20 protein-coding genes and 1 pseudogene are annotated in these 20,790 nt (G+C 60.8%); 16 read left to right on the top strand and 5 right to left on the bottom strand.

Annotated elements, in window-relative coordinates; all coding sequences use genetic code 11:
- The coding region (locus F804_RS0106300) for an integrase core domain-containing protein (RefSeq protein WP_028725689.1) at positions 1-335 on the top strand (335 nt) is incomplete at its 5' end.
- A gap of 94 nt (positions 336-429) precedes the next feature.
- Here the strand turns inward: F804_RS0106300 and F804_RS0106295 are convergent.
- A complete protein-coding gene (locus F804_RS0106295; RefSeq protein ID WP_022706900.1) occupies positions 430-900 on the bottom strand; it encodes an Lrp/AsnC family transcriptional regulator in 471 nt (156 codons plus the stop codon).
- 139 nt (positions 901-1,039) lie between these two features.
- Between F804_RS0106295 and F804_RS0106290 the strand changes: the two genes are divergently transcribed.
- From F804_RS0106290 to proC, 4 genes are all read left to right on the top strand, one after another.
- Complete coding sequence (locus F804_RS0106290) at positions 1,040-2,074, top strand: zinc-dependent alcohol dehydrogenase family protein (RefSeq protein WP_022706899.1); 1,035 nt, start codon at positions 1,040-1,042, stop codon at positions 2,072-2,074.
- A gap of 65 nt (positions 2,075-2,139) precedes the next feature.
- Positions 2,140-2,361, top strand: coding sequence for a nuclear transport factor 2 family protein (locus F804_RS17570; protein ID WP_211214614.1), 222 nt, complete (start codon positions 2,140-2,142; stop codon positions 2,359-2,361).
- A gap of 63 nt (positions 2,362-2,424) precedes the next feature.
- Entirely contained in the window at positions 2,425-2,523 is a 99-nt protein-coding gene (locus F804_RS17770) for a nuclear transport factor 2 family protein (RefSeq protein ID WP_425413863.1), read from the top strand.
- A 3-nt stretch (positions 2,524-2,526) separates the two neighbouring features.
- On the top strand, positions 2,527-3,321 hold the full coding sequence (proC, locus tag F804_RS0106280; protein WP_028725688.1) for a pyrroline-5-carboxylate reductase: 795 nt from the start codon (positions 2,527-2,529) through the stop codon (positions 3,319-3,321).
- A 100-nt stretch (positions 3,322-3,421) separates the two neighbouring features.
- Here the strand turns inward: proC and F804_RS0106275 are convergent, their stop codons facing one another.
- From F804_RS0106275 to F804_RS0106265, 3 genes and pseudogenes are all read right to left on the bottom strand, one after another.
- Positions 3,422-5,233 carry a site-specific integrase gene (locus tag F804_RS0106275; protein WP_022706898.1) on the bottom strand — a complete coding sequence of 604 codons (1,812 nt, stop codon included), beginning with the start codon at positions 5,231-5,233 and terminating at the stop codon, positions 3,422-3,424.
- A 329-nt stretch (positions 5,234-5,562) separates the two neighbouring features.
- A pseudogene (locus tag F804_RS17125) lies at positions 5,563-6,373 on the bottom strand (IS5 family transposase); the annotation flags it as partial.
- Positions 6,373-7,398, bottom strand: coding sequence for a LacI family DNA-binding transcriptional regulator (locus F804_RS0106265; protein WP_022706897.1), 1,026 nt, complete (start codon positions 7,396-7,398; stop codon positions 6,373-6,375). The gene F804_RS0106265 and the pseudogene F804_RS17125, both read right to left, overlap by 1 nt.
- Before the next feature lie 360 nt (positions 7,399-7,758).
- Here F804_RS0106265 and F804_RS0106260 point away from each other — a divergent pair, with 360 nt between their 5' ends.
- From F804_RS0106260 to F804_RS17120, 7 genes are all read left to right on the top strand, one after another.
- Positions 7,759-8,718 carry a substrate-binding domain-containing protein gene (locus tag F804_RS0106260; protein WP_022706896.1) on the top strand — a complete coding sequence of 320 codons (960 nt, stop codon included), beginning with the start codon at positions 7,759-7,761 and terminating at the stop codon, positions 8,716-8,718.
- A 183-nt stretch (positions 8,719-8,901) separates the two neighbouring features.
- Entirely contained in the window at positions 8,902-9,873 is a 972-nt protein-coding gene (locus F804_RS0106255) for an ABC transporter permease (RefSeq protein ID WP_028725687.1), read from the top strand.
- 11 nt (positions 9,874-9,884) lie between these two features.
- Positions 9,885-10,709, top strand: coding sequence for an ATP-binding cassette domain-containing protein (locus tag F804_RS0106250; protein ID WP_022706894.1), 825 nt, complete (start codon positions 9,885-9,887; stop codon positions 10,707-10,709).
- Positions 10,710-10,799: 90 nt separating this feature from the next.
- Positions 10,800-11,825, top strand: coding sequence for a Gfo/Idh/MocA family oxidoreductase (locus F804_RS0106245; RefSeq protein WP_022706893.1), 1,026 nt, complete (start codon positions 10,800-10,802; stop codon positions 11,823-11,825).
- A complete protein-coding gene (locus F804_RS0106240) occupies positions 11,822-12,781 on the top strand; it encodes a sugar phosphate isomerase/epimerase family protein (RefSeq protein ID WP_022706892.1) in 960 nt (319 codons plus the stop codon). Before F804_RS0106245 ends, F804_RS0106240 begins: the two co-directional genes overlap by 4 nt.
- A gap of 366 nt (positions 12,782-13,147) precedes the next feature.
- Positions 13,148-13,354 (top strand): cold-shock protein, encoded by a 207-nt coding sequence (locus F804_RS0106235; protein WP_022706891.1) that lies wholly within the window; start codon positions 13,148-13,150, stop codon positions 13,352-13,354.
- Positions 13,355-13,470: 116 nt separating this feature from the next.
- Complete coding sequence (locus F804_RS17120; RefSeq protein ID WP_022706890.1) at positions 13,471-13,752, top strand: DUF982 domain-containing protein; 282 nt, start codon at positions 13,471-13,473, stop codon at positions 13,750-13,752.
- Positions 13,753-14,055: 303 nt separating this feature from the next.
- Here the strand turns inward: F804_RS17120 and F804_RS16885 are convergent, their stop codons facing one another.
- Positions 14,056-14,721 carry a TetR/AcrR family transcriptional regulator gene (locus F804_RS16885; RefSeq protein ID WP_169447680.1) on the bottom strand — a complete coding sequence of 222 codons (666 nt, stop codon included), beginning with the start codon at positions 14,719-14,721 and terminating at the stop codon, positions 14,056-14,058.
- 13 nt (positions 14,722-14,734) lie between these two features.
- Here F804_RS16885 and F804_RS0106225 point away from each other — a divergent pair, with 13 nt between their 5' ends.
- From F804_RS0106225 to F804_RS15785, 4 genes are all read left to right on the top strand, one after another.
- Complete coding sequence (locus F804_RS0106225) at positions 14,735-15,298, top strand: hypothetical protein (RefSeq protein WP_022706888.1); 564 nt, start codon at positions 14,735-14,737, stop codon at positions 15,296-15,298.
- A 545-nt stretch (positions 15,299-15,843) separates the two neighbouring features.
- Positions 15,844-17,331 carry a hypothetical protein gene (locus F804_RS0106220; protein ID WP_022706887.1) on the top strand — a complete coding sequence of 496 codons (1,488 nt, stop codon included), beginning with the start codon at positions 15,844-15,846 and terminating at the stop codon, positions 17,329-17,331.
- 226 nt (positions 17,332-17,557) lie between these two features.
- Entirely contained in the window at positions 17,558-18,886 is a 1,329-nt protein-coding gene (locus tag F804_RS0106215) for an SIR2 family protein (RefSeq protein ID WP_211214613.1), read from the top strand.
- The gene (locus F804_RS15785) at positions 18,883-20,691 is read left to right on the top strand and encodes an ATP-binding protein (protein ID WP_040595716.1); all 1,809 of its coding nucleotides are present in this window, start codon (positions 18,883-18,885) and stop codon (positions 20,689-20,691) included. The genes F804_RS0106215 and F804_RS15785 overlap by 4 nt, the downstream gene beginning before the upstream one ends.
- Positions 20,692-20,790: the final 99 nt, after the last annotated feature.

The following is a 20,790-nucleotide window of genomic DNA, read 5'->3' as shown; positions in this document are numbered from 1 at the left end:
TGCGCGGCTATCCATGTATGGTGGTCAGTGACAACGGCACGGAGCTGACCTCGAATGCCATCCTGAAATGGCAGGAGGATCGCAAGGTCGAGTGGCATTACATCGCGCCAGGAAAGCCCATGCAGAACGGCTTCGTCGAGAGCTTCAATGGACGGCTGCGTGACGAATGCCTCAATGAGCACCTGTTCGCTAATCTGCGCCACGCCCACGACCTGATTGAGGCGTGGCGCGACGACTACCACCACCACCGCCCCCACACGAGCCTCGACGGGCTCACCCCGTGGGAGTATCACCAACGGTCAGTAGAGGACCAAACCCTGAACAGAGCGAACTAAAGAACGCGGACTCTAAAGGGAGCAGGTCACGGAAAGCTGAACTTCGCTGCAGTTCGCATGAAAGACCGCTTTCAATGTAGGAAACTGATCTGTCTTATGATCCACGCACAGGCAGTTTGCTCGACGCCTTCATTTCTTTCAGCGAGAGGTTGGAGCGAATGCTGGTCACACCAGGCAGGCGCCGCAACGTGCTGTCGACAAAGGCGCTGTAGTCGTCCAGATCGCGCGCGACCACGATCAGGAGGAAATCGTCCTCGCCAGTGGTGTTGTGACAGGCGAGGATGTTGGGCGTCACCTCGATGATGCGCTGGAACTCGGCGGTGGCAGCCTGATCGTGCTCGGAGCAGCTCAATTGAACGAAGGCCATGACGCCAAGCCCCAGTTTCCGGCGATTGAGCTGGGCCTGATAGCCTTCGATGATCCCCGTCTCCTCCAGCTTCCTCAGCCGCCGCCAACATGGCGTTTCGCTCATGTTCAGATGCTCGGCGAGCCTGGCATTGGTCATGCGCCCGTCGCTCTGCAGCAGTTCGAGAATCTGTGCATTGACTGCATCTATGTCGGACATGGAAAGATTCCCCTCATCAAATCCTCATCAGAGGCACTTTCCACTCAATGGATCGTTATACAGGGGCAGAATAGCAAGGCAATTTCAGTTCCGCCGTATAAATTTCCCCGAACAGTCGTCACAAGCGAAAGATCCTGCCATGAAAGCCGTCCTGTTCGAGAAGTTCCAAGAAGCCCCCAAGGTCGTGACCGTCGCGGACCCGACGCCCGAGCCGCATGGCGTCGTCCTCAAGGTCGAAGCCACCGGCGTGTGCCGCAGCGACTGGCACGGCTGGATGGGGCATGACAGCGACATCGAGCTTCCGCACATCCCCGGCCACGAGCTGGCAGGCGTGGTCCAGGCGGTCGGCAAGGACGTGAGGAACTGGAAGGTCGGTGATCGGGTCACCGTGCCGTTCATCTGCGGCTGCGGGTCGTGCAGCGAATGCAATGCCGGGCATCAGCAGGTGTGTCTGCATCAGGAACAGCCCGGCTTCACCCATTGGGGCAGCTTTGCCGAATATGTGCCCATCCACCAAGCAGACCTGAACGTCGTCGCCCTGCCCGAGACGATGGATTTCGCCACCGCTGCAAGCTTGGGCTGCCGGTTCGCCACCTCGTTCCGCGCCGTGATCGACCAGGGCCGGGTCAGCGCGGGCCAGTGGGTTGCCGTGCATGGTTGCGGCGGCGTCGGCCTGTCGGCGGTGATGATCGCCAGCGCGGCAGGGGCCAACGTGATCGGCGTCGATCTCGATCCGGGTAAGCTGGCCCTGGCCAAGGAGCTCGGCGCGGTCGCGACCATCGATGGCAAGGGCGACGTGGTCGAGGCGATCAAGGAAATCACCAAGGGTGGCGCGCATGTCTCGCTCGATGCTCTGGGGCATCCCGTCACCATGACGAATTCGATCCTCTGCCTGCGCCCGCGCGGCAAGCATGTCCAGGTCGGCCTGATGCTTGGCGATCACGCGGCCCCCGCGGTGCCGATGCCCAAGATCGTCGGCCAAGAGATCGAGCTGCTCGGCTCGCACGGGATGCAGGCGCATCGCTATGGCGCGATGCTGGACATGGTCGAAAGCGGCAAGCTGGATCCGGCACGCCTGGTCGGCGACAAGATCGGGATCGACGCGGCCCCCGAGGCCCTGATGAACATGGACAAGTTCCAGTCCGTCGGCGCGACTGTCATCACCAGCTTCTGAGCCTTCGACAGCGCCTCATTCCGGTGCGGCGCACGAACGCAACCGTACAGATTGGAAGGTCCGCCATGAGCACCCAGGAAGCAAACAAGCGTATCGTCAGGGCTTTTCTCGAGACCGTCTTCAACCAGCACAAGGTCGACGAGGGCATGGATGCTTACGTCGGGGACAGCTACACCCAGCACAATCCCGGTGTCGCCGATGGCGTCGAGGCGTTCAGAGAGAACTTCAGGAAGGCCTTCTCGGAGAACCCCGAGTCGCATTTCGACATCAAGCGCATGTTCTGCTAGGGCGACCATGTGACCGTTCACGCCCATTGGACGCAGGACAGGAACGATCGCGGATCCGCGGTCATGGATATCTTCCGCCTCGAAGACGGCCGCATCGTCGAGCATTGGGACGTCATTCAGCCCATTCCCGACGAAATCGCGCATGACAACACGATGTTCTGAGCCATGGAAAACGTAGCATTCATCGGCGGCGGCAACATGGCCTCCGCCATCATCGGAGGCATGATCGCCAGCGGTTGGGCGCCGTCGCGGATCACGGTCGTCGATCCGAACGCGGATCAGCGGGACCGGCTGGCAGCAGATCACGGCATCCCGACCACAGGCGACGTGGCCGAAGCAGCTGCCGCCGACATCATCGTGCTGGCCGTCAAACCTCAGGTGATTTCCGCCGTTGCGGATCAGATGGACGCAGATCTGTCCGGCAAGCTGATCCTCAGCATCGCCGCCGGCGTCACGATCGCGACGCTCGAGGGTCTCTTTGGCCCCGTGGCCATCGCACGCACCATGCCCAACACGCCCGCCCTGTTCGGCCTGGGGGCGACGGGCCTCTACCTCAACCGGCACGCCTCCGAGGCGCAACATGCCGCTGCCAAGGAAATCATCGAGGCATTCGGCATCTGCGTCTCGGTCGAGCGGGAAGAGCTTCTGGATGCGGTCACGGCCGTTTCGGGCAGCGGTCCCGCCTATTACTTCCTGATGATCGAAGAGATGATCCGCGCCGGGACCGCCCTGGGGCTGAGCCCGGAGGACGCAAGGGCGCTGACCCTGCAGACCGCGCTTGGCGCCGCCACCATGGCCACCAAGGGCGATGCGCCAGAAGACCTGCGTGCCCGTGTCACATCGCCCAACGGAACGACCCATGCAGCCATCGTCTCGATGCAGGAAAACGGGTTCGGAGACGTGATCCATAAGGCCATGACCGCCTGCCACGACCGAGCCGTCGAACTGAGGCTGGAATGAATCAGCCATCCAGATCGTCATAGCCTCAAAGATGTCATCCGCTGAGCGGGAGCGCAGTGGCTGCTTCGGGCCGTGACGCGCCTTCCACTTTTCCACCACCTCAGAACACCCTTGGCAGTGCATCGATGAGGGGCTTCAGGAGGGGCAGGGGTGTGCGCTGGCCGTAGCGGGGGTCCTCCTCCGAGCTGATCGCGTGGCCCAGCAGGTGGTGGCGCGAGAGGTCGGGCACGTCCTGCCGGTAGCGCAGCTCGTCGGTGACGTAGTGGCGGAACGAGTGGAAGTTCTTCTTCGCCGCATCCTCGCCCAGCTGTGAGCGCAGCAGCTTGTGCCAGTTGAAGCTGATGGCGTCCGACAGCGTTCCGCGCCCCTTGCGGCGCTTGAGATCGGGGAAGACCTGGCCGGTTTCGGCCTGCGCGACATGCTCCAGGAAGCCCAGCTCCAGCAGGTGCGGGTGGATCGGCACCTTGCGCTGCGAGGGGCGGTTCTTCAGGCGCCGGATCTCGGTGGGGCGGAAGTGGAAGGCCGCGATGCCGTCCTCGGTGACGATGTCCTCGGGCGCAAGACCCGCGATCTCCTCGCGCCGCGCGCCGGTATAGGCGGCGATCAGCGGCAGCCAGTAGAGCGCGTCCTTGATGACGAGATCGCCGGGCCGGGTGCGGCGCCCCGCGCTCTGGCAGCCCTGCCAGACGGGGCCTGCGAAGATGCGGCGCAAGTCGTCGCGGCTGAAGGGGGCGACCTTGTCTTGGTCGTCCTCGGGGTCGGTCTCTCGCAGATCGCGCGTGTCCAGAAGCGGATCGAGGCTCAGCCCTTCCGAGCGGGCGTGCTTGATGAGCTGGCCGACGAAGCCGAGATTGCGGTTGATCGTGGCGGCGGACAGGCCCTGTTTCCGGTCGGATGCCTTAGCTGTGTCGATGATTTCCGCAAGCGTCATGTCTCGCTCCTTCGGCGTCTTGCGATAGGTCGGGGGCAGGGCATGCATGATGTTGCTGAAGGCCATCAGGTGCTCCTGCCGCAGCTTGCGGATGTCCTCGATGCCGGTGGCCTCGTGCAGCAGCTCGGCGGTCTTGCGGATCTGGTAGGCGGTCTTGTCCGTGACCCGCCCGCGCTTCTCCTTGCGGCTGGCGAGGCGGTCCGCGACGGCTTGTAGTGCGGGATCGAAGGCGGGGGAGGATTCAGGTGTGGCAGCGGATGTGGGAGTGGGCGGCGCGGCATCCTCGGCAGCCGGGAGGGGCTTTCCGTCCCGCAGTCTGCCCGCCATCGCCATGGCATCGTCGAAGCCCCGGTCCAATCCCGCCTTGGACGACAGCAGCGCCGCCGCGCGGCCATTCAGCCATATCCGCTTGGCGTCGAAGAACTCGTGACCGCTGATGCGCTCCTTGCCCGCGATCCCGGCTGCGCGGCGCCGGATGCGGTTCTCGACCGGTTCGGTGGCCGCGTCGCGGCCCAGGATGACCTGGTATTCGTCGATGCGTTCCAGATCGGCCTCGGAATAGCCGCGCGCGCTCAGCTCGCGCCGCTCGTCCTCGTCCAGTTCCAGCTCGATGCCCTTGCGGGCGATGAGACGCAGCGCCTCGCCCGCCAGATGGTCCTGATGCGCGCTCTCGACGGGGTTGCCGGTCTGCGGCAGGTGGAACGCGGCGCGGTCGCGCTTGGCGGATCGCTCCAGCTCTTCCCGGATGACGGTCTCCAGCCATTCATGCGCCACCTGCGGCGTAAGTCCTTCCATGCCCATCCGGTCGAACACCCTCTCGCTCTCGGCGGTCACGATGACGGCCAGCCGGCGCGCTGTCCACGGGCAAGCGGTCCGCAGCGAGACCTGGAGGTTCGAGGCGGCGGAGGAGGCACGTTTCGGAATGCGGCGGCGCCAGGTGTAGATCGCGCCCCGGCGGAAGACGAAGTTGGCAATGCCCATGGCGGGTCCCCAAGCTAGGGGTGCAAATGCCATGATGGACAGTGATGATGGACAGTGGTCCAGATCGACTGTCCGTCCTCGATAAGACGAGCTATCTCAACGACTTACTGGAAGTTGGCTGGGGCGGTAGGATTCCACCGAAGCCGAAGTAAGGCACTGAGAATGCAGTTCTTTCGTCGGATCGACGTAACCTGCGTCGTTGGTTGTGCCGCACCATCATCGTTCCGATGGTGGCTGAACGCAAGCCGCGGGATCAGAGTGTTCGTATGAAATTGGCACTGTTGTACAAATCGTCTGAACGCCGAGATTCCCCCTTTTCTCGGACAGACTTACCCCGCAGCTTCCGCGACGGGTATGCCGAGCGCGGCGTAGCCGTTCAGAACAGCGATGCGGACCTGGAGTTTGGCGACCTGCCGGTCGAAGTCTCGCGCCATGAGCCGTTGGCCCAGCGGTTTCACACAATGCATCTTGGTCTCGACGCGGCTCGGTAGTATCCGCTCCATCGCTGCCAGACGGACCGGCCGAGGTAATTCGCACCGCGCAGGGCCTCGTTTCGTGCGGCCGCGCCAGCTGTGATGACCTTCCACGGCTTGGCGTTCCTGCGGGGCGGGATGACGGCACGGACACCGCGGTCCGCGATGGCATCGTGGCACTTGCGGGTGTCGTAGGCGCCGTCTGTCGTGACACTGCCGATCTGTCGGTCATCCGGGAACTGGCTGAGGAGGTCAGGCAAGACCGGCGCATCGCCGATATGGCTTCCGGTGATCACGAGGGCCCGAACTGCCAGCGTTTCCTCGTCGAACCCCGGGCGGATCCAGCGCCAGGTGCGACGTTTTCGGGCGCCATGCTTGCGGGCGTGTCATTCGCCTTCGCCCTCGACCCTGATGCCGGTGCTGTCGATCAGCAGGTGCATTGGGCCTTTCGATCCACGGTATGGAATGCTGACAGCCAAGGTCCTCTGGCAACGCGACAGCGTGCTGAAGTCGGGCGCCGTCCAGTCGGGGCGAACTAGTCGCAGCGACCTTCGACGAACCCGGTCGTCTGCCAGAGCGCCATACCGAACAGCGCCTTCATGGTCAGGCAGGTCTGAATGGCGGCATCGCTGTAAGTTTGCGGCCGGCCACGCCGGCCGATCGGCGCTATAATCCGCAGTTGTACCGCGTATGGATCGTGATCTGCGTGGGTGCCGGTTCCGATGTCCCCGTGCCGGTTGCATGGGAACGGATCCACTCGGCGGCCTGACCGACCTCGCTGGCGAAATCATGCGAGATTACATAGTCCAGCGTTCCTGTTTCGAGCAATGCCCGGCTGTAAGGGGTTAGCTCGTGACCGATGAAGACGGTATCCTCGGCCCTGCCGACCGCCTCGAGGGCTTCGGCAACGCCACGGTTTGCACCTGCAAGGTTATAGATCGCCGCCGGACAGCCGTGGGTACTGATATGCGCGGCAAGTTGGGCACGGGTCGTTTCGGTACTGTCGTCCGACGTCATCTTCTCCTCGATCTTCAGGTGGGGGAAGTCGCTTCGCAGCACCCGTCGAAAGCCCATTTCCCGCTCCTGCTGGCTCCGGAACGCGACGCTGAACATCAGCAATATGCTGCTGCGCTGCTTAGGGAGGATCTTCCCGATCAGCTGGGCGGCAACACTGCCCGCTGCATATTGGTCGTTTCCAACATAGGCGGAACGTCGTGACGACGGCAGATCACTGGTCAGCGTGACAACCGGCCGGCCCGCACCCACGACCTTGCGGATCGCGCGATTGATTGCCGGATGTTCACGGGCGACGACGATCACCCCGTCATGCTCTGCCGCTTCCTCGATGCGGCGGGCAAAATGAACCGGGTCGGATTCGTTCGTGGACACGTATTGGCCTTCGATCTGGATGCCCGCCATGCTGCGGTTCACCCGATCGACTGCCGTCTCGACCATCAGGTTGAAGCTGGTTCCAGATTCGCAAAGCAGCTTCACCCGCAGCAAACCCGCGGTATCGTCCTGTTCGCGTGTTAGCTTTTCAAGGGCCGCGCGAACACGGGTCCGGGTCAGTTCCTTCACGCCGGGACGGTTATTCAGAACGCGGTCGACCGATGCCGTGCCAACGCCTGCCAGCTTGGCGATTTCCTGAACCGTCGGTCCTTTCCATCGACCCGTCGGGGGGCTTGAGGGCATCCTGTTCTCCTATTCATGATCTTCTTTGCATCAAAAATGGCGGGGCGCAAGAAATCACGCGTATTTCGTGGTGTTTGGAGCGGATCTAGCCACATAATGATGTTAAATACATCAAAATAAGACGACAAGCTGGCTTCCACGATTTGAAGACCATCGCATATTAGATGCAATACCAGAGGATGGGAACCGATCCCCGGAGGACCGCGACAGCGGGGTGGGTCGGGTCCGAAATCAACAAGATACGAAGTTTTCAGATGGCATGCCGGGGCTTTCCGCGTGCCTGGATCATGGCGTCGTCCGCGATGCGGGCAGGGAATTCCCGGTCACGGGGACGGCGGATTGGCAGAGGAGGAACATGTCATGAAATTTACCCCCACCATTGCGGCCGGTGCCGTTGTTGCCTGCATGTCCACGGGCGCCATGGCGCAGGACATTGCCGTCATCGTCGGATCGGCGCAGGACGGCTTCTGGAACATGGTCAAGAAAGGCGTCGAAGATGCGGCCCTTGTCGTCGAGGCCAATGGCGGATCGGTGAATTTCCTGCAAACGCCGAATTATGACAATTTTGGCCCCGACCTGGTATCGCTGATCGAGCAGGCCGTGGCCCAGGGTGCCGACGGGATCGCCATTCCGAACTGGTTGCCCGAATCCGAAACCCCCGCACTGAAGGCCGCGGCTGACAAGGGTATCGCGATCATGTCCTTCAACGCCGGCCAAGAAGAGATGGGCGAGTATGGCGCCTTGAACTATTTCGGGTCCGACGAATATCTGGCGGGTGTCGCGGGCGGCAAATACCTTGCCGAGAACGGCGCATCCAAGATCATGTGCCACATCCAGAACCCGGGCGCAGTGAACCTGGAGACCCGCTGCAAGGGCGTTCAGGACGGCGCCACCGAAGCCGGGGCCGAGACCTATATCCTGCGCGTTCCGGCCAATCTGGATCAGGACATGGTCGGCACCTCCGAGGCGATCAAGGCCGAGCTGATCGCGGACGGCGACATCGACGCGGTGATCAATCTGGCAGCCTGGGCAGCCGACGCGTCGGCGTCCGCCATCGAGCAGTTGGGCAAGGCCGAAGAGGTTCAGCTGGGCACATTCGACATGTCCGCATCGGTACTGGAACGTATCGAGGCCGGGACACAGGTCATGGCGATCGACCAGCAGCCCTATCTGCAGGGCTTCCTGTCCACCTCGATGCTGTTCTCGCATATCAAGTTCGGTACCGAACTGGCGACAAAGCCCGTGCTGACCGGCCCGGCCATCGTCGATGCGTCCAATGTCTCCACCGCGATCGAGGGCGTGAAGCTCGGCGCGCGCTGATCCTTTGCCAGCAAAACAGGACCTGCCTTTGCCGGGCAGGTCCCTTTCATCGCCCCGCATGACATGGGGCGCAAGCGATACCATCCTGGAGACACCCCCATGACCGACACGACATCGACAGGTGGTCCGGCGGAAAGCCCGCGCGCCGAAAAGCCTTCGCCCAGCTTATCCCTTGGCGAACTCATGCGCAGCCCGGCCGCCGGGGCCTTCATGGGCTTCGCCATGGTATTCATCGTTTTTGCTATCTTCGGGTTCCAGCGCAATTTCCTGTCGGTGGGCGGGATTTCGACCTGGGTGAACTTTGCCTCTACCGTCGGCATGATCGCGATCCCGGTCGGCTTCCTGATGATCGCCGGAGAGCTTGATATCTCGACCGGTGCGGTGCTTCCGGCTTCGGCCATGACGGTCGCCGTCATCTCGGGCTATTACGAAATGCCGATCATGCTGGGGGTTTGCGCGGCCCTGTCGGTAGGTGCGTTGATAGGATTCATCAACGGCATGATCGTGACCCGGACGCAGGTTCCGTCCTTCATCGTCACGCTGGCCACGCTGTTCGCCGTGGCAGGCCTGACGCTGTCGCTGTCGATCGTCTTCATCAACACCACCCAAACGTCGCTGAATGCACCGGATTGGGCGAAGACGCTGTTCGGCGGGCGGCTGCTTGGTGGCTTCCGGTCATCGGTCTTCTGGTGGATCGCGATGATCGTCGGCTTCATCTTTTTCCTTCACAAAAGCCCCTGGGGAAACTGGGTCTTTGCGCTTGGCGGCGATCAGGAAAGCGCGCGCAACGCCGGCATCCCCGTGCAGCGTCTGAAGATCGGGCTGTTCATGCTCAGCTCGACATCGACCGCATTCGCGGGCGTGCTGCAGACGATCCAGTTCAACGCGGCGACATCGCAGGCCAATTTCGGGATGATCTTCAACACGATCATCGCATGCGTCGTCGGCGGGCTGCTGCTGACCGGTGGCTTCGGCACGGTGATGGGCATCGTCTTCGGCACGCTGACCCTGGGCGTGGTGCAGCAAGGGATCGGCTATACGGAAATCGACCGGAACCTGTCCTTCCTGATCATCGGCGTGATGCTTCTGATCGCGGTCCTGATGAACGACACCTTCCGCAAGCTGGCCACCAGCTGGTCGACGAAGAAGAAGTAAGGAGACGGCCGATGTCCAGTGGAACCCCTGTTATCGAACTCCGCAATGTCGACAAGTCGTTCGGGCCCATCGACGTGCTGCATGAAATCAGCCTGAAGGTGGGCGAGGGAGAGGTGCTCTGCCTTCTTGGCGACAACGGCGCGGGAAAATCGACGCTGATCAAGACGCTTGCCGGAGTGCATCAGCCGACGCGCGGCGAGATCCTGATGGATGGCCAGGCAACCAGGTTCAGCGGGCCGCGCGACGCACAGGCACGCGGCATTGCCACCGTGCACCAGTTCGGCGGAACCTATCCGCTGATGTCGATCGGGCGCAACTTCTTCATGGGGATGGAGCCGACGCGCGGCTTCGGTCCCTTCAGGGTCTTCGACCGCGAGAAGGCGAACCGGATCGCGGTCGAGGAAGTCCAGAAAATGGGCATCACCCGCATCACCGATGGCGACCGCCTTGTCGGCGGCTTGTCGGGGGGTGAACGGCAATCGCTGGCCATCGCGCGGGCCGTCTATTTCGGCGCCCGCGTCCTGATCCTTGACGAACCGACCGCGGCGCTTGGGGTAAAGCAGGCGGCTCATGTCCTGCGCATCGTCAATGAGGCCAAGCGCCGGGGCCTTGCTGTCATCTTCATCACCCATCAGGTCATGCATGCGATGGCGGTGGGCGACCATTTCGCGGTCCTGATCCGCGGAGCGATCGCGGCCGATTTCCGCAAGGGAGAGAGAACCCGAGAGGAGATCGCCGATCTGATGGCGGGCGGTGAAAGCATGGCCGATCTGGAAGCCAGCATCGAGGGCCCGGCGGATGCCGCCGAAGGTCGCACGGCCGCGGCACCGCTCTGACAAGAAAAGGGCAGACAGGATCTGCCCGATCCCAACGACCCCAGAATTCGACGGGCGGAGCTGTTCCGACCCGACGTGAGGAGACTTGCAATGACAATCAGGCTTGCCGTCATCGGCGCGGGACTGATGGGCGCGGATCACGCAAAGATCGTTGCCGAGGACATGCCCGGCGCGCAGCTTCAGGTGATCTGCGACATGGACGCAAACCGCGCCAGGGCGCTTGCCGATGGTTGCGGGGCGCAGGACGTGTCCGGCGACCCGCAATCCGTGATCGCGCGCGACGACGTGGATGCGGTCATCATCGCCTCGCCCGATTTCACCCATGCACCGCTGTCGACTGCCTGCATTGCGGCGGGCAAGCCGGTGCTGTGCGAAAAGCCGTTGTCACAGAAATCCGGTGAATGCCTTCAGGTGATGCAGGCCGAGCAGAATGTCGGCACGCGCTGCGTCATGCTGGGCTTCATGCGCCGCTATGATCAGGCCTATGTCGAGATGAAACAGGCGCTGGATCAAGGCCGGCTGGGACGTGCGTTGATGATGCACAACTTTCACCGCAATGTCGAAACTCCGGCTTCCGATTTCACCGGCGCCATGGCGATCACCAATTCCGCCCCGCATGAATTCGATGTTGTCCGCCATGTCCTTGGCTGCGAATTCACCAGCGTGACCGCGACTCAACCCAGACGGTCGGACGGGCGCGTGGCGCCGGTCGTGATGGTGCTGGAAACCGACGGCGGTCAGGTCGTCACCATCGAGGTGAACAACAATGCCGACTACGGCTATGACGTGCGCGCCGAACTTGTGGGCGAGCGCGGCAGTGTCGCGATGAACAATGTGGCCTACAGCCGGACCGACATGAGGCTGGCCGCATCCACCCGATACGACGCAGATTGGCGCGGTCGCTACCACGAGGCCTATGTCCGTCAGAACCGCGATTTCCTACGCTTCGTGAACACCGGGGTCTTCCCGGCCATCGCTTCGGACTGCTGGGATGGCTATTGCGCGGCGATTGTCGCGGAAGCGGGCGCCCTGGCACTGGACAGCGGGCAGAAGACGCCCGTCCGGATGATCGGCAGGCCGGATTTCTATTCGATCCAGAAAGGCAGGGCGGCATGAAACTGGGTTTCGTATCCGACAGCCTCGGCGGCATCAGCCTGACCGAGATGCTGGACCACGCGGCACGTATGGGGGTGTCGGGGGTCGAGGTGAACACCTGCGGCTGGTCCACCGCCCCGCATTTCGACTTGCGCGGCATGCTGGAAGACCGCCGGAAACGGGACGACTTCCACCGCGCGTTTCAGGATCGCGGGCTTGAGATCATCAGCCTGAATGCCAATGGCAACCCTCTGCATCCGACCGATGCGACGCAGGGCAGGGACCTGCGCGACACCATCCGCGTGGCGGGCGACATGGGTGTGACCACCGTCTGCACGATGTCGGGCCTGCCGGCCGGAAGCCCAGGGGACACCATGCCCAATTGGGTGGTGTCGTCTTGGCCTCCGGAAACACAAGAGATCCTTCGATACCAGTGGGAGGAGAAGCTGATCCCCTTCTGGTCCGAGATTGCCGGGCTCGCCCGCGAAAACGGCGTGACGCGCATCGCGCTGGAACTGCACGGCAACCAATGCGTCTACAATGTCGCATCCCTCAAGCGGCTGAACGAAGCCATAGGCCCCGTAATCGGCGCGAACCTTGATCCGTCGCACCTGTTCTGGATGGGGGCCGATCCGCTGGCCGCCGCCGATGCATTGGGTGATCTGATCTACCATGTGCATGCCAAGGACACGATGCTGAACGCCCCCGTTCAGGCCGCCAACTCACTGCTTGAGAACGGACCGCTGATGGATATTCCGGCGCGGGCCTGGTCCTACATCACGCTTGGTTTCGGCCATGGGGATGAATGGTGGCGTCAGTTCTGCTATCGCCTGAAGATGGCGGGCTACGACGGCTGGCTTTCGATAGAACATGAAGATGTGCTGCTCAATTCATTGGAAGGGCTGGAAAAATCCGTAGCTCTTTTGAAGAGTGTAATGCCGCGCGACCCCGCAGATTTCAAACCGCAGGATATCTGATATGGCATTCCAACTTGCTGCACGCGCCGAAATTCTATGGCCTGATGAGCCGATCCATTGACGCGCAGCGCGCCTGCACGAAGTGGTGCTCGGGGTCTCCCACATCGGCAAGACATGAACCATGTCAAAGCGATGAGGGGGCGCTTTCATCGCGGTTTCAGGGGCTGTCGAACGGTCCAACCCTCTGGGCGCCCCAACCACCTTTCTGGCAAGGCTTGTATTCTTGCTTGAAAGCCTCCATCTGATACTGGCATCGCGACTAATCTTCGACCTTCTGTCTCCCTCATCGGCTTCAGTTGTCTTTAAGACGGGACCGAGCCGGGCCATCGCAATCTCGCGGATGGCGATATATCAGGAGACGACACGATGGCCACTGGCACCGTGAAATGGTTCAACAGCACCAAAGGCTTCGGCTTCATTGCACCGGAAGGTAGCAGCAGCGACGTTTTCGTTCACATTTCCGCGGTCGAGCGCGCAGGCCTGACCTCGCTTGCCGATGGGCAAGCCGTGAGCTTCGACATCGAGCGTGGTCGTGACGGTCGCGAATCCGCTACCAATCTGACTCTGGCATAAGCCCACTCGGCACATAGCTACGGCGGGGGCGGCCATCAGGCCGTCCCCGTTTGCATTCAGGAACTGGTTCTGGCCGAGATTCTGGGAGAGCTGAAACATAAAAAGAAAAAAATGATATGATAGAACTGAACTGGGGTAGCCCCCTTGCACTGCACTCTGACGACGGAACTGAGATCAAGGCGATCTCTACAATAGAGCAGGCTCGCTATTGGCTCGAGGTCAACTGGCCGACCTCCGGCGCCGCCCGCGATGCGGCGCTGAGCCGGATCGACGCAGCGATGGAATGCCTCCTGCCTGTAAGTTCCGCTCGTGCCGCGTTTGTGGCGGCAGCATCCGTGGCAGGGTTCTCACCTGCCAACAAGATGCAGCATCTGCCAGCGGACCGTAGAACTCTGTAGAGTTCCGGCATCTCGCCAGGTTTCGGGTTCGTTCGATCCCAGGGCAGGCCTTTTCCTCATGTCGTCTGCTCATTTGTGATGAAGCAAACTCTACGTTAGGGCGATGGACATTCCGGGGGCAGATCGCCCGCTCGGAACACGGCGATCATCGATCCGTGGCCCGTCATGGCTCTTCGGAAAGAAGGGCTCGAGCCGTGCCATCTGCTCGTCGCTCAACCCCAAACTATTGGCCACACCCTCCTATGGTTGGAGGTGTGAACTACGCCGCCAGTGGCGCCGCAGGCCGATTGATGGGTCCTGAGCCTAACGATCGGGCGACAATACGGCCGTCATCGCGTGCACCAGCAACTCCTTCAAGGCACTGTCGTGATCCGCAGAAAGTGCCTCGGCATCCACCGAGACACGACCAACGAACATTCCCGAAATGATGCTGAGTATCACGCCAGCCTTCTGATCGGAATTGTTGCCGCCGATCAGGGCCGCCAGTTGCTTCACCATTGGGTTGCCAAGCTTGGTGCGAATAACGTCCTGCGCTTCGACGGAACCGGAGGACTTGATGGCGACGACCAATGGATCAAAGCCGCCCGTCGGATCGGCCTTGCCCAGGGCGATGTCAGCCAATGCCTCAACCATTTCAGGCAGTGGCAGTCCTTGAAGCGGGGCAAGGTCGATACATTCTTCCATGACCGCTTCGAACAAGCCGATCTTCGATCCGTAGTAACGGCTGATCAGGGCGGGATTGCACCCCGCTGCCGACGCGATCTTGCGTGTGCTTGCTGCCTCATAACCCGTCCGCTGAAATTCTGCGCGCGCCGCACCCATCAGGGCGTCTCTGGTTGCGGAGGGATTGCGTGGCTTCGCGTCAGGCATCTTTGGCTTGCTCAATTCGATATCCAAGTAATCACCTGTTGACTTACCTTTCCCCGTAACTGTAATCACCTGATTACAACCTGCGCCATCCAGTTCCAAGAGAGGTTGCAATATGCCCGATATCATTCAAGCGATCGATCATAGTGATCGTGTGGAACGATTGTTTGCCCCTTACCGGGACATCATTGGCGACGATTACCCGGCATATCGCGGTCACGTTTATCGCGTGATCACCTATGCAATGCACTTTCTCGGTGGTGACGAAGAAGCAAGGCCTCTGGTTGAAACCGCTCTTGTCTACCACGACATTGGGCTCTGGACGGAGAACGAGCTGGCTTATCTGGAGCCATCCGAAGAACACGCTCTGGCCGACAACGAAAAATATTGCTGGGGGCTTGATCCTCGGTTGCTGCGCGATGCGATCCACTGGCATCACAAGGTCTTCCCCTATCGCGGGCCCAACCAGGCTATCGTAGAAGCAATTCGCAAGGGCGATTGGATCGACGCGACCGATGGAAAAATCCGTAAGGGTTTGACACGGGTGCAAGTGAAGGCTGTGGAGGATGCCATTCCGAACTATGGTTTCGGCGGCGTCTTGCAAAGGCTTGCCGGGGATCTGGGAGGCAACAAGCTTAGCGGCAACTTTCGCGTCTTGCGGCATGTCTTCAAGTGGTAGCCCAAGGTTGTCGATGACGTGGCTGGGCGAAGCTTCGCTTCGTCTGCTTTGCCGACCTTGCCAAGCGACGAAGCGAACGGCGGCCATCCACACGCAACGCGGTTTGCACAGCCCATGCCAGCGGACATGGCCTTAGCAATTGCCCAAGGCACGTCGAGCCAGCGTCATCACGTAACACATCGTTCGCGCGCTGCCGCGCGCATGGCCGGGACAGGTCCCGGCCATGATTCAAGGGGCCGCCGCGATATATCCAATCGAGGTCGAGTGCCCGCCGCAGGCCCTACGCAGGCACCTTCTGAATCGGGACCGCGGCGCCAGCCGCGGGCCGCAAGGAGGCCGCCAGGTCTCCGCGCAATTGCCCGCAAGGGCGATGGAGCGCCTCCCCGGCGTGAGGGGCAGACGGTAGCTCGAAGAGCTACCTACAGTCTGTCACTGTAGCGAGCTTTTACGGCGCAGAGGTCATGGGGTGTAGTTCAAGCTTAGTTCTTGCGGAACAGAGAGGCAACGCCCAACTCGACCTGTGGGGGAACTTGAGGGAGGGGCACATGTCCTATCAGTTCGTCCATATCGAGTGCTACAGCGCAAAACCAAGACAGGCCACGCGCGGAAGCGACCACTTCAACTCGGCGGAGCAGGTATTCGCGGAAGCCGCACGGGAGGCGCGATATTCGGAGCATGTTTCTTCTCCGCGACCGGCGCAGCAGTTTCCCGGGACCAGGTCGGTGGAGGAACTGCGGGCGCTCTGGAGGACCCTGACCGCCAATACTGTCGAAACGGTCCAAAATCCGTCGGGTCGGTCTTATCAGAGACGCCTGAGGAACGACGCCCATACGCTCTATACCGAGATCCACTCTCACCCGGCCAGGATCGAGGATATCTGGGGCGGCAAATCGCCCGAGCTGAAACGAGAGGTCGGGGCCTGGATGGACCGGGCGGTGAGCCACTTCGAGAAGCGCATGCCTCCGGGCGTGGAATATGCAGTCGTTGTGCACACGGATGAAGCGCATGTGCACTTCCATATCTTGGCGCTGAACGTCGGGGATCCGAAACTCAACGCCAACAAGCTTCATGCGGGCAAGGCTGCAGCGGAGCGGGTGCGGGAAAGCGAGGAGGCGACGACACCCATCCCGGGCCTGCCCCGGCCCGAGCTGGAGCCGAGGCCGAGGAAGCCCAAGAAGTTCAAGCCCAGCAAGAACCGCAAGACGCAGGCCAGAAACGAGATCGCCTATCGCGAGAAGATCGCGGCCTGGGAGGCCGAATGCGCGGCCTGCGAGGCACGCAATGACGCGCTGCTTGCGGATTGGCGCGAGCGCAACAAGGCCCATCAACAAGAGCATCGCCGCACAAGGGGACGCACTGCCGAGAACAAGGCCTATAACGCGGCGCTACGCGCGTTCCAGGACGATTATCACGCTCAGGTCGGTGCGCCCTCGGGCCTGCTGCGGGACGGGCCGCGCAAGGCCCGCAAGACCACCAGGCAGCATGCTGCCGAGAAGGAGACGGCGAAGCGCCTGGCGAAGGTGATGCAGAGCCAGAAGAGTGACCATGAAACCAACCTCAAGTTCGCGCAGCAGAATGCCGCTGCCGAAGCCAGCAATGCGGAAACGCGGGCCTCCCTGGAGGCTCGGGCACTGGATCTGGCGGCCGCCGAGGCAAATCTGGCTGCGGAGAGGAAAGCGCTGAGCGATCAGAAGGAGGCCTTTATTCGTCAGGCAAAGCTGCACGAGGCAAGGGTCACTGCCCGAGAGGAAGCCGTCAAAGCGAAGGAGCAGGATCTGGAGAATGCCTTCGAGGGTCTGAATGCCATCATGACCGGTCTGGAGGATGGCTCGGTGACCGTGACTAACAACAAGATCACGGGACGTGGACTGGGCAGCCAACTTCGGGGCGCGTTCGCAGCGGATGCGCCTAGGGCGCCGGGGCAGTCGCTACTCAGGCGCTTCGTCGGGTTCGTCATCAGGTCGTGGAACGCCATCGAGACGCGCGGTGGACCCGAGATCGAGCACGACTATCGGGACGGGCCGTCGATGTAGCGAGAAGGTTCAGGGGCCGTGGCGGTGGTGGGCGCGGAGCATCTGCGACATGGGTGAATAAGGGCAGAGAGCGGTCGTTCGCTGCATGGGCAAACTGTAGAATGCCCTGCGCTGAACGCAGACGTTTATTTGCTTGCGGCCACAGTGTGTCAATCTGCAGCTGCTTCCTAGACGGTTTACCTATTAATCGAGATCGATTAGCCTCGACTTTTAATTGCATATTCGGATGAAAAAATTGACAAACTATTGGAGCGGCCATCCAGAGGGCGATGAAAAACTTCTGCGTCTGTTGACACGCGACGGCAACTGGCTTCGTTGGGAGGGAGAAAGAGAAGACCCGAACGACCCCAGCAAGAAACCGAAGGCCGGTTGCAAGGATCAAGTCGAAGAGGCCCTATTGGCGGCACTGCACTCGACCAATGTCGTGGTTCTCTTGGGGTCTGGCGCGTCTTTCTCGGCCAAGAACGATGGCGGGCCGAATCCGCCGGGGATGTGGCACCTATGGGAGGCGGTCAAGAAAGGTTGCGGCGACGCAGATTTCAACGCCGTTGCGCAATCAGTTATTGGACACGTTCCTGCGGAAGGGGAGGAAAACATCGAAGCCCTGTTGAGTTTGTGCAAGATGTCCATCGAGCTGTTGGAGGTTCGGGCTGAGAAGGATGCCGCGTTCCCTGATCGTCCAAGGCTTGCACAACTGAAAGATTTTGTAGTCACCGCAGAACGCGAAATTCTTGCTGAGGTTGGTTTCGTTCAAAGCGACACGGAATTGCCCGCGCACACCGGGTTTCTTCGCAAGTTTGCCCGTCGAACCCCAGAAAAGCCCAGAGTTAAACTGTTCACTACTAATTACGATCTTTGCATCGAAACGGCGGGGCTACGCCTCGGCGTCGTCCTGATCGACGGGTTTTCCCACAGTGCGGAACAGCGGTTCAACCGCGATCACTTCGATTATGATATCGTGCGGCGAGTGGCTTCCAGCACGAAAGCTGACTACCTAGACGGTGTGTTCCACCTATACAAGCTTCACGGGTCTGTGGATTGGCGGCGACGGTCGGATGAAGTCGTCATTCGCAGCGTCGATGACCCCGGCGACGACCGCAAGCCAGTCCTGATCTATCCTCGATCTTCGAAATATCAGGAGGCGTTCGAAAGCCCCTACCTGGACATGTTCGCAGCTTTGCAGGCTGCCTTGCGGGAACCGGATACAACGTTGATCGTCTCCGGCTTCGGTTTCGCAGACGACCATATCAGCGCCCCGATCTGGTCAGCTATCGAAACGAACCTGTCACTGCGCCTCGTGCTTTGTGATTGCGGGTTCGTGGAGGATCATAAGCTCTTTGATGAAGACGCGCAGGAAATTGCCCTCGATCTGCGTGGGCAACGTGCTTACCAGAGCAAGATCGCCCGTCTTGTGCGGCAGGGTGATACCCGCATTACTATGCTGAACGGTCGTTTCGAAGACCTTGCCGATGCCCTGCCGATGATATCTGGCAAGACGGATCGGCAGCTCTTGCATGTTCGACTTGAAAAGCTTCGCGAAGGCGACAGTGCATGAGCGAGCTTGCCTCTCTGATCGACCCGTCCAAGCGCATCGGAACGGTCACACGGGTAACGGCAAGTGCCGTGGAACTCACCTTACCGAATGCTCTTGCAGCCCTCGGACGGCGCGGGCTGGCGAAAGGCTCTGTTGGTGATTTCGTGTTTGTCGATTGCGACCGCTCAGCGATCTTAGGGCGCGTGACGGAAGTTGGCATTCCAGACAGGCAGCGAAATGTTCTTGAACACCAGATCGAAACCGATCCTACGGTTGAACCACAGGGACGCGTCCAGTTGCTAGCAACTGTCAGCAAGACAACTCGGAAAGTAACGCGCGGTATCAACACGCAGCCTAGGGTCGGCGATGGAGTCTACCTCGCAGAGGGCGGGGCGCTGTCCAATTCCATCAAGGATGCCTTGGAAGGCGACGTAAAGAGTGACAGCTCACCGTTACTCGTCGAGCTAGGGCACCTATCCGGACTGGACGATGCCGCCCTCAGCATTCCTCCGGAGAAACTGTTCGGTCGTCATTGTGGAGTATTTGGTGCGACAGGCGGGGGCAAGAGCTGGACGGTTTCCCGCTTGGTCAATGAAATCGTGCGGATCGGCGGAAAATGTATTCTGTTTGATCCCACTGGAGAGTTTACGGGAAAGGTGGCCGACGCACGGGAGTTTGAGTTCTCTAATGACCAAGCCGCTGAAGGGCGCTTGGTACGGTTTCCGAGTGAGAGGCTGTCCGAGCTTGACTTGAATGCTCTGCTCAGACCAACTGGGCAGAGCCAAGGCCCCACGCTTCGGAGCGCTATTATTAGCTTGAGAATGGCCCGACTGCTGTTGGCAAACCCATTGCAGTTTCCGCAACATCCCGTCGAAGGCAGCGATGCACTTCGCATAGAAGTTCAGCACAAGCAAAAAACGGTCGGCTTCATCCAACTTGACGAGAACAGAACTGTTTCGAAAGCAAACCAACACAGGAAACCGCTCGGTCGCGCTCAACTAATGCTAGCCGATCAGTTGGCGACAGACGACTGCGACTTCGATCTCAAAGTGCTTTCCAACCAAATTGGCAAAGAGTGCCTGTTTCCGGCCAATGCGGACGGCACATTCGGCGGTGTGGACCCAAGGCAAGTTAGCTATAACAATACCTTGGTCATTCGGATCGAGACGCTCTTGAACTCACCGGATATGTCATGCTTCTTTTCGCGAGACGGCTTGGACATATGTGCTGAAATCGAGGCGTTTCTTGATGATCAACATGCGAGAGCTTTGGTGCTTTCATTCCAAAACGTGAGCTTCAAGCACAATGCGCGTGAGTTGCTGCTGAACGCTCTTGGTCGCTATTTGCTCGGCATCGCGCGGCAAGGGCGTTTCCGAAAAAATCCGCTCGTTTGTCTCCTAGATGAAGCTCACCAGTTCATTGGGCGGTCTGTTGGCGATGACCAGAATAGCGTCAACCTCGATGCTTTTGGTCTCATCGCCAAGGAGGGTAGGAAATACGGTCTGTCCACCGTCGTCGCCACCCAGCGACCCAGAGATGTGCCGCAGGATGTTCTCAGTCAGCTTGGAACCTTGTTTGTCCACAGGCTCACGAATGACCGAGACCGGGAGACCATTGAAAGAGCTTGCGGCGATCTGGATCGCAGCGCTGCTGCCTTCATCCCATCACTGTCACAGGGTGAAGCGATCATCGTAGGCCCCGATCTGCCTGCACCATTGCCGGTCATGATGAGCAAACCTGAAAAAGGGCAGCGGCCCGAAAGCCATGGCCCGAACTATCAAGCGTATTGGGGACGTGAGCAGAATGGCCATCTGGTTGATGAGTGATTCCGAGTTCGCGTGCCGAGGGTAGTCCCGTATAGCAGTCTCTGCCAACTCGGTTCCGCTGCGCCAAGGCTCTAACGTCCGGTTTGGAGAGGCTGCCAG

It is taken from the genome of Paracoccus zeaxanthinifaciens ATCC 21588, from assembly GCF_000420145.1.
Classification (GTDB): Bacteria; Pseudomonadota; Alphaproteobacteria; order Rhodobacterales; family Rhodobacteraceae; genus Paracoccus; species Paracoccus zeaxanthinifaciens.
This window is presented reverse-complemented; position numbering and strand designations above follow the sequence as displayed.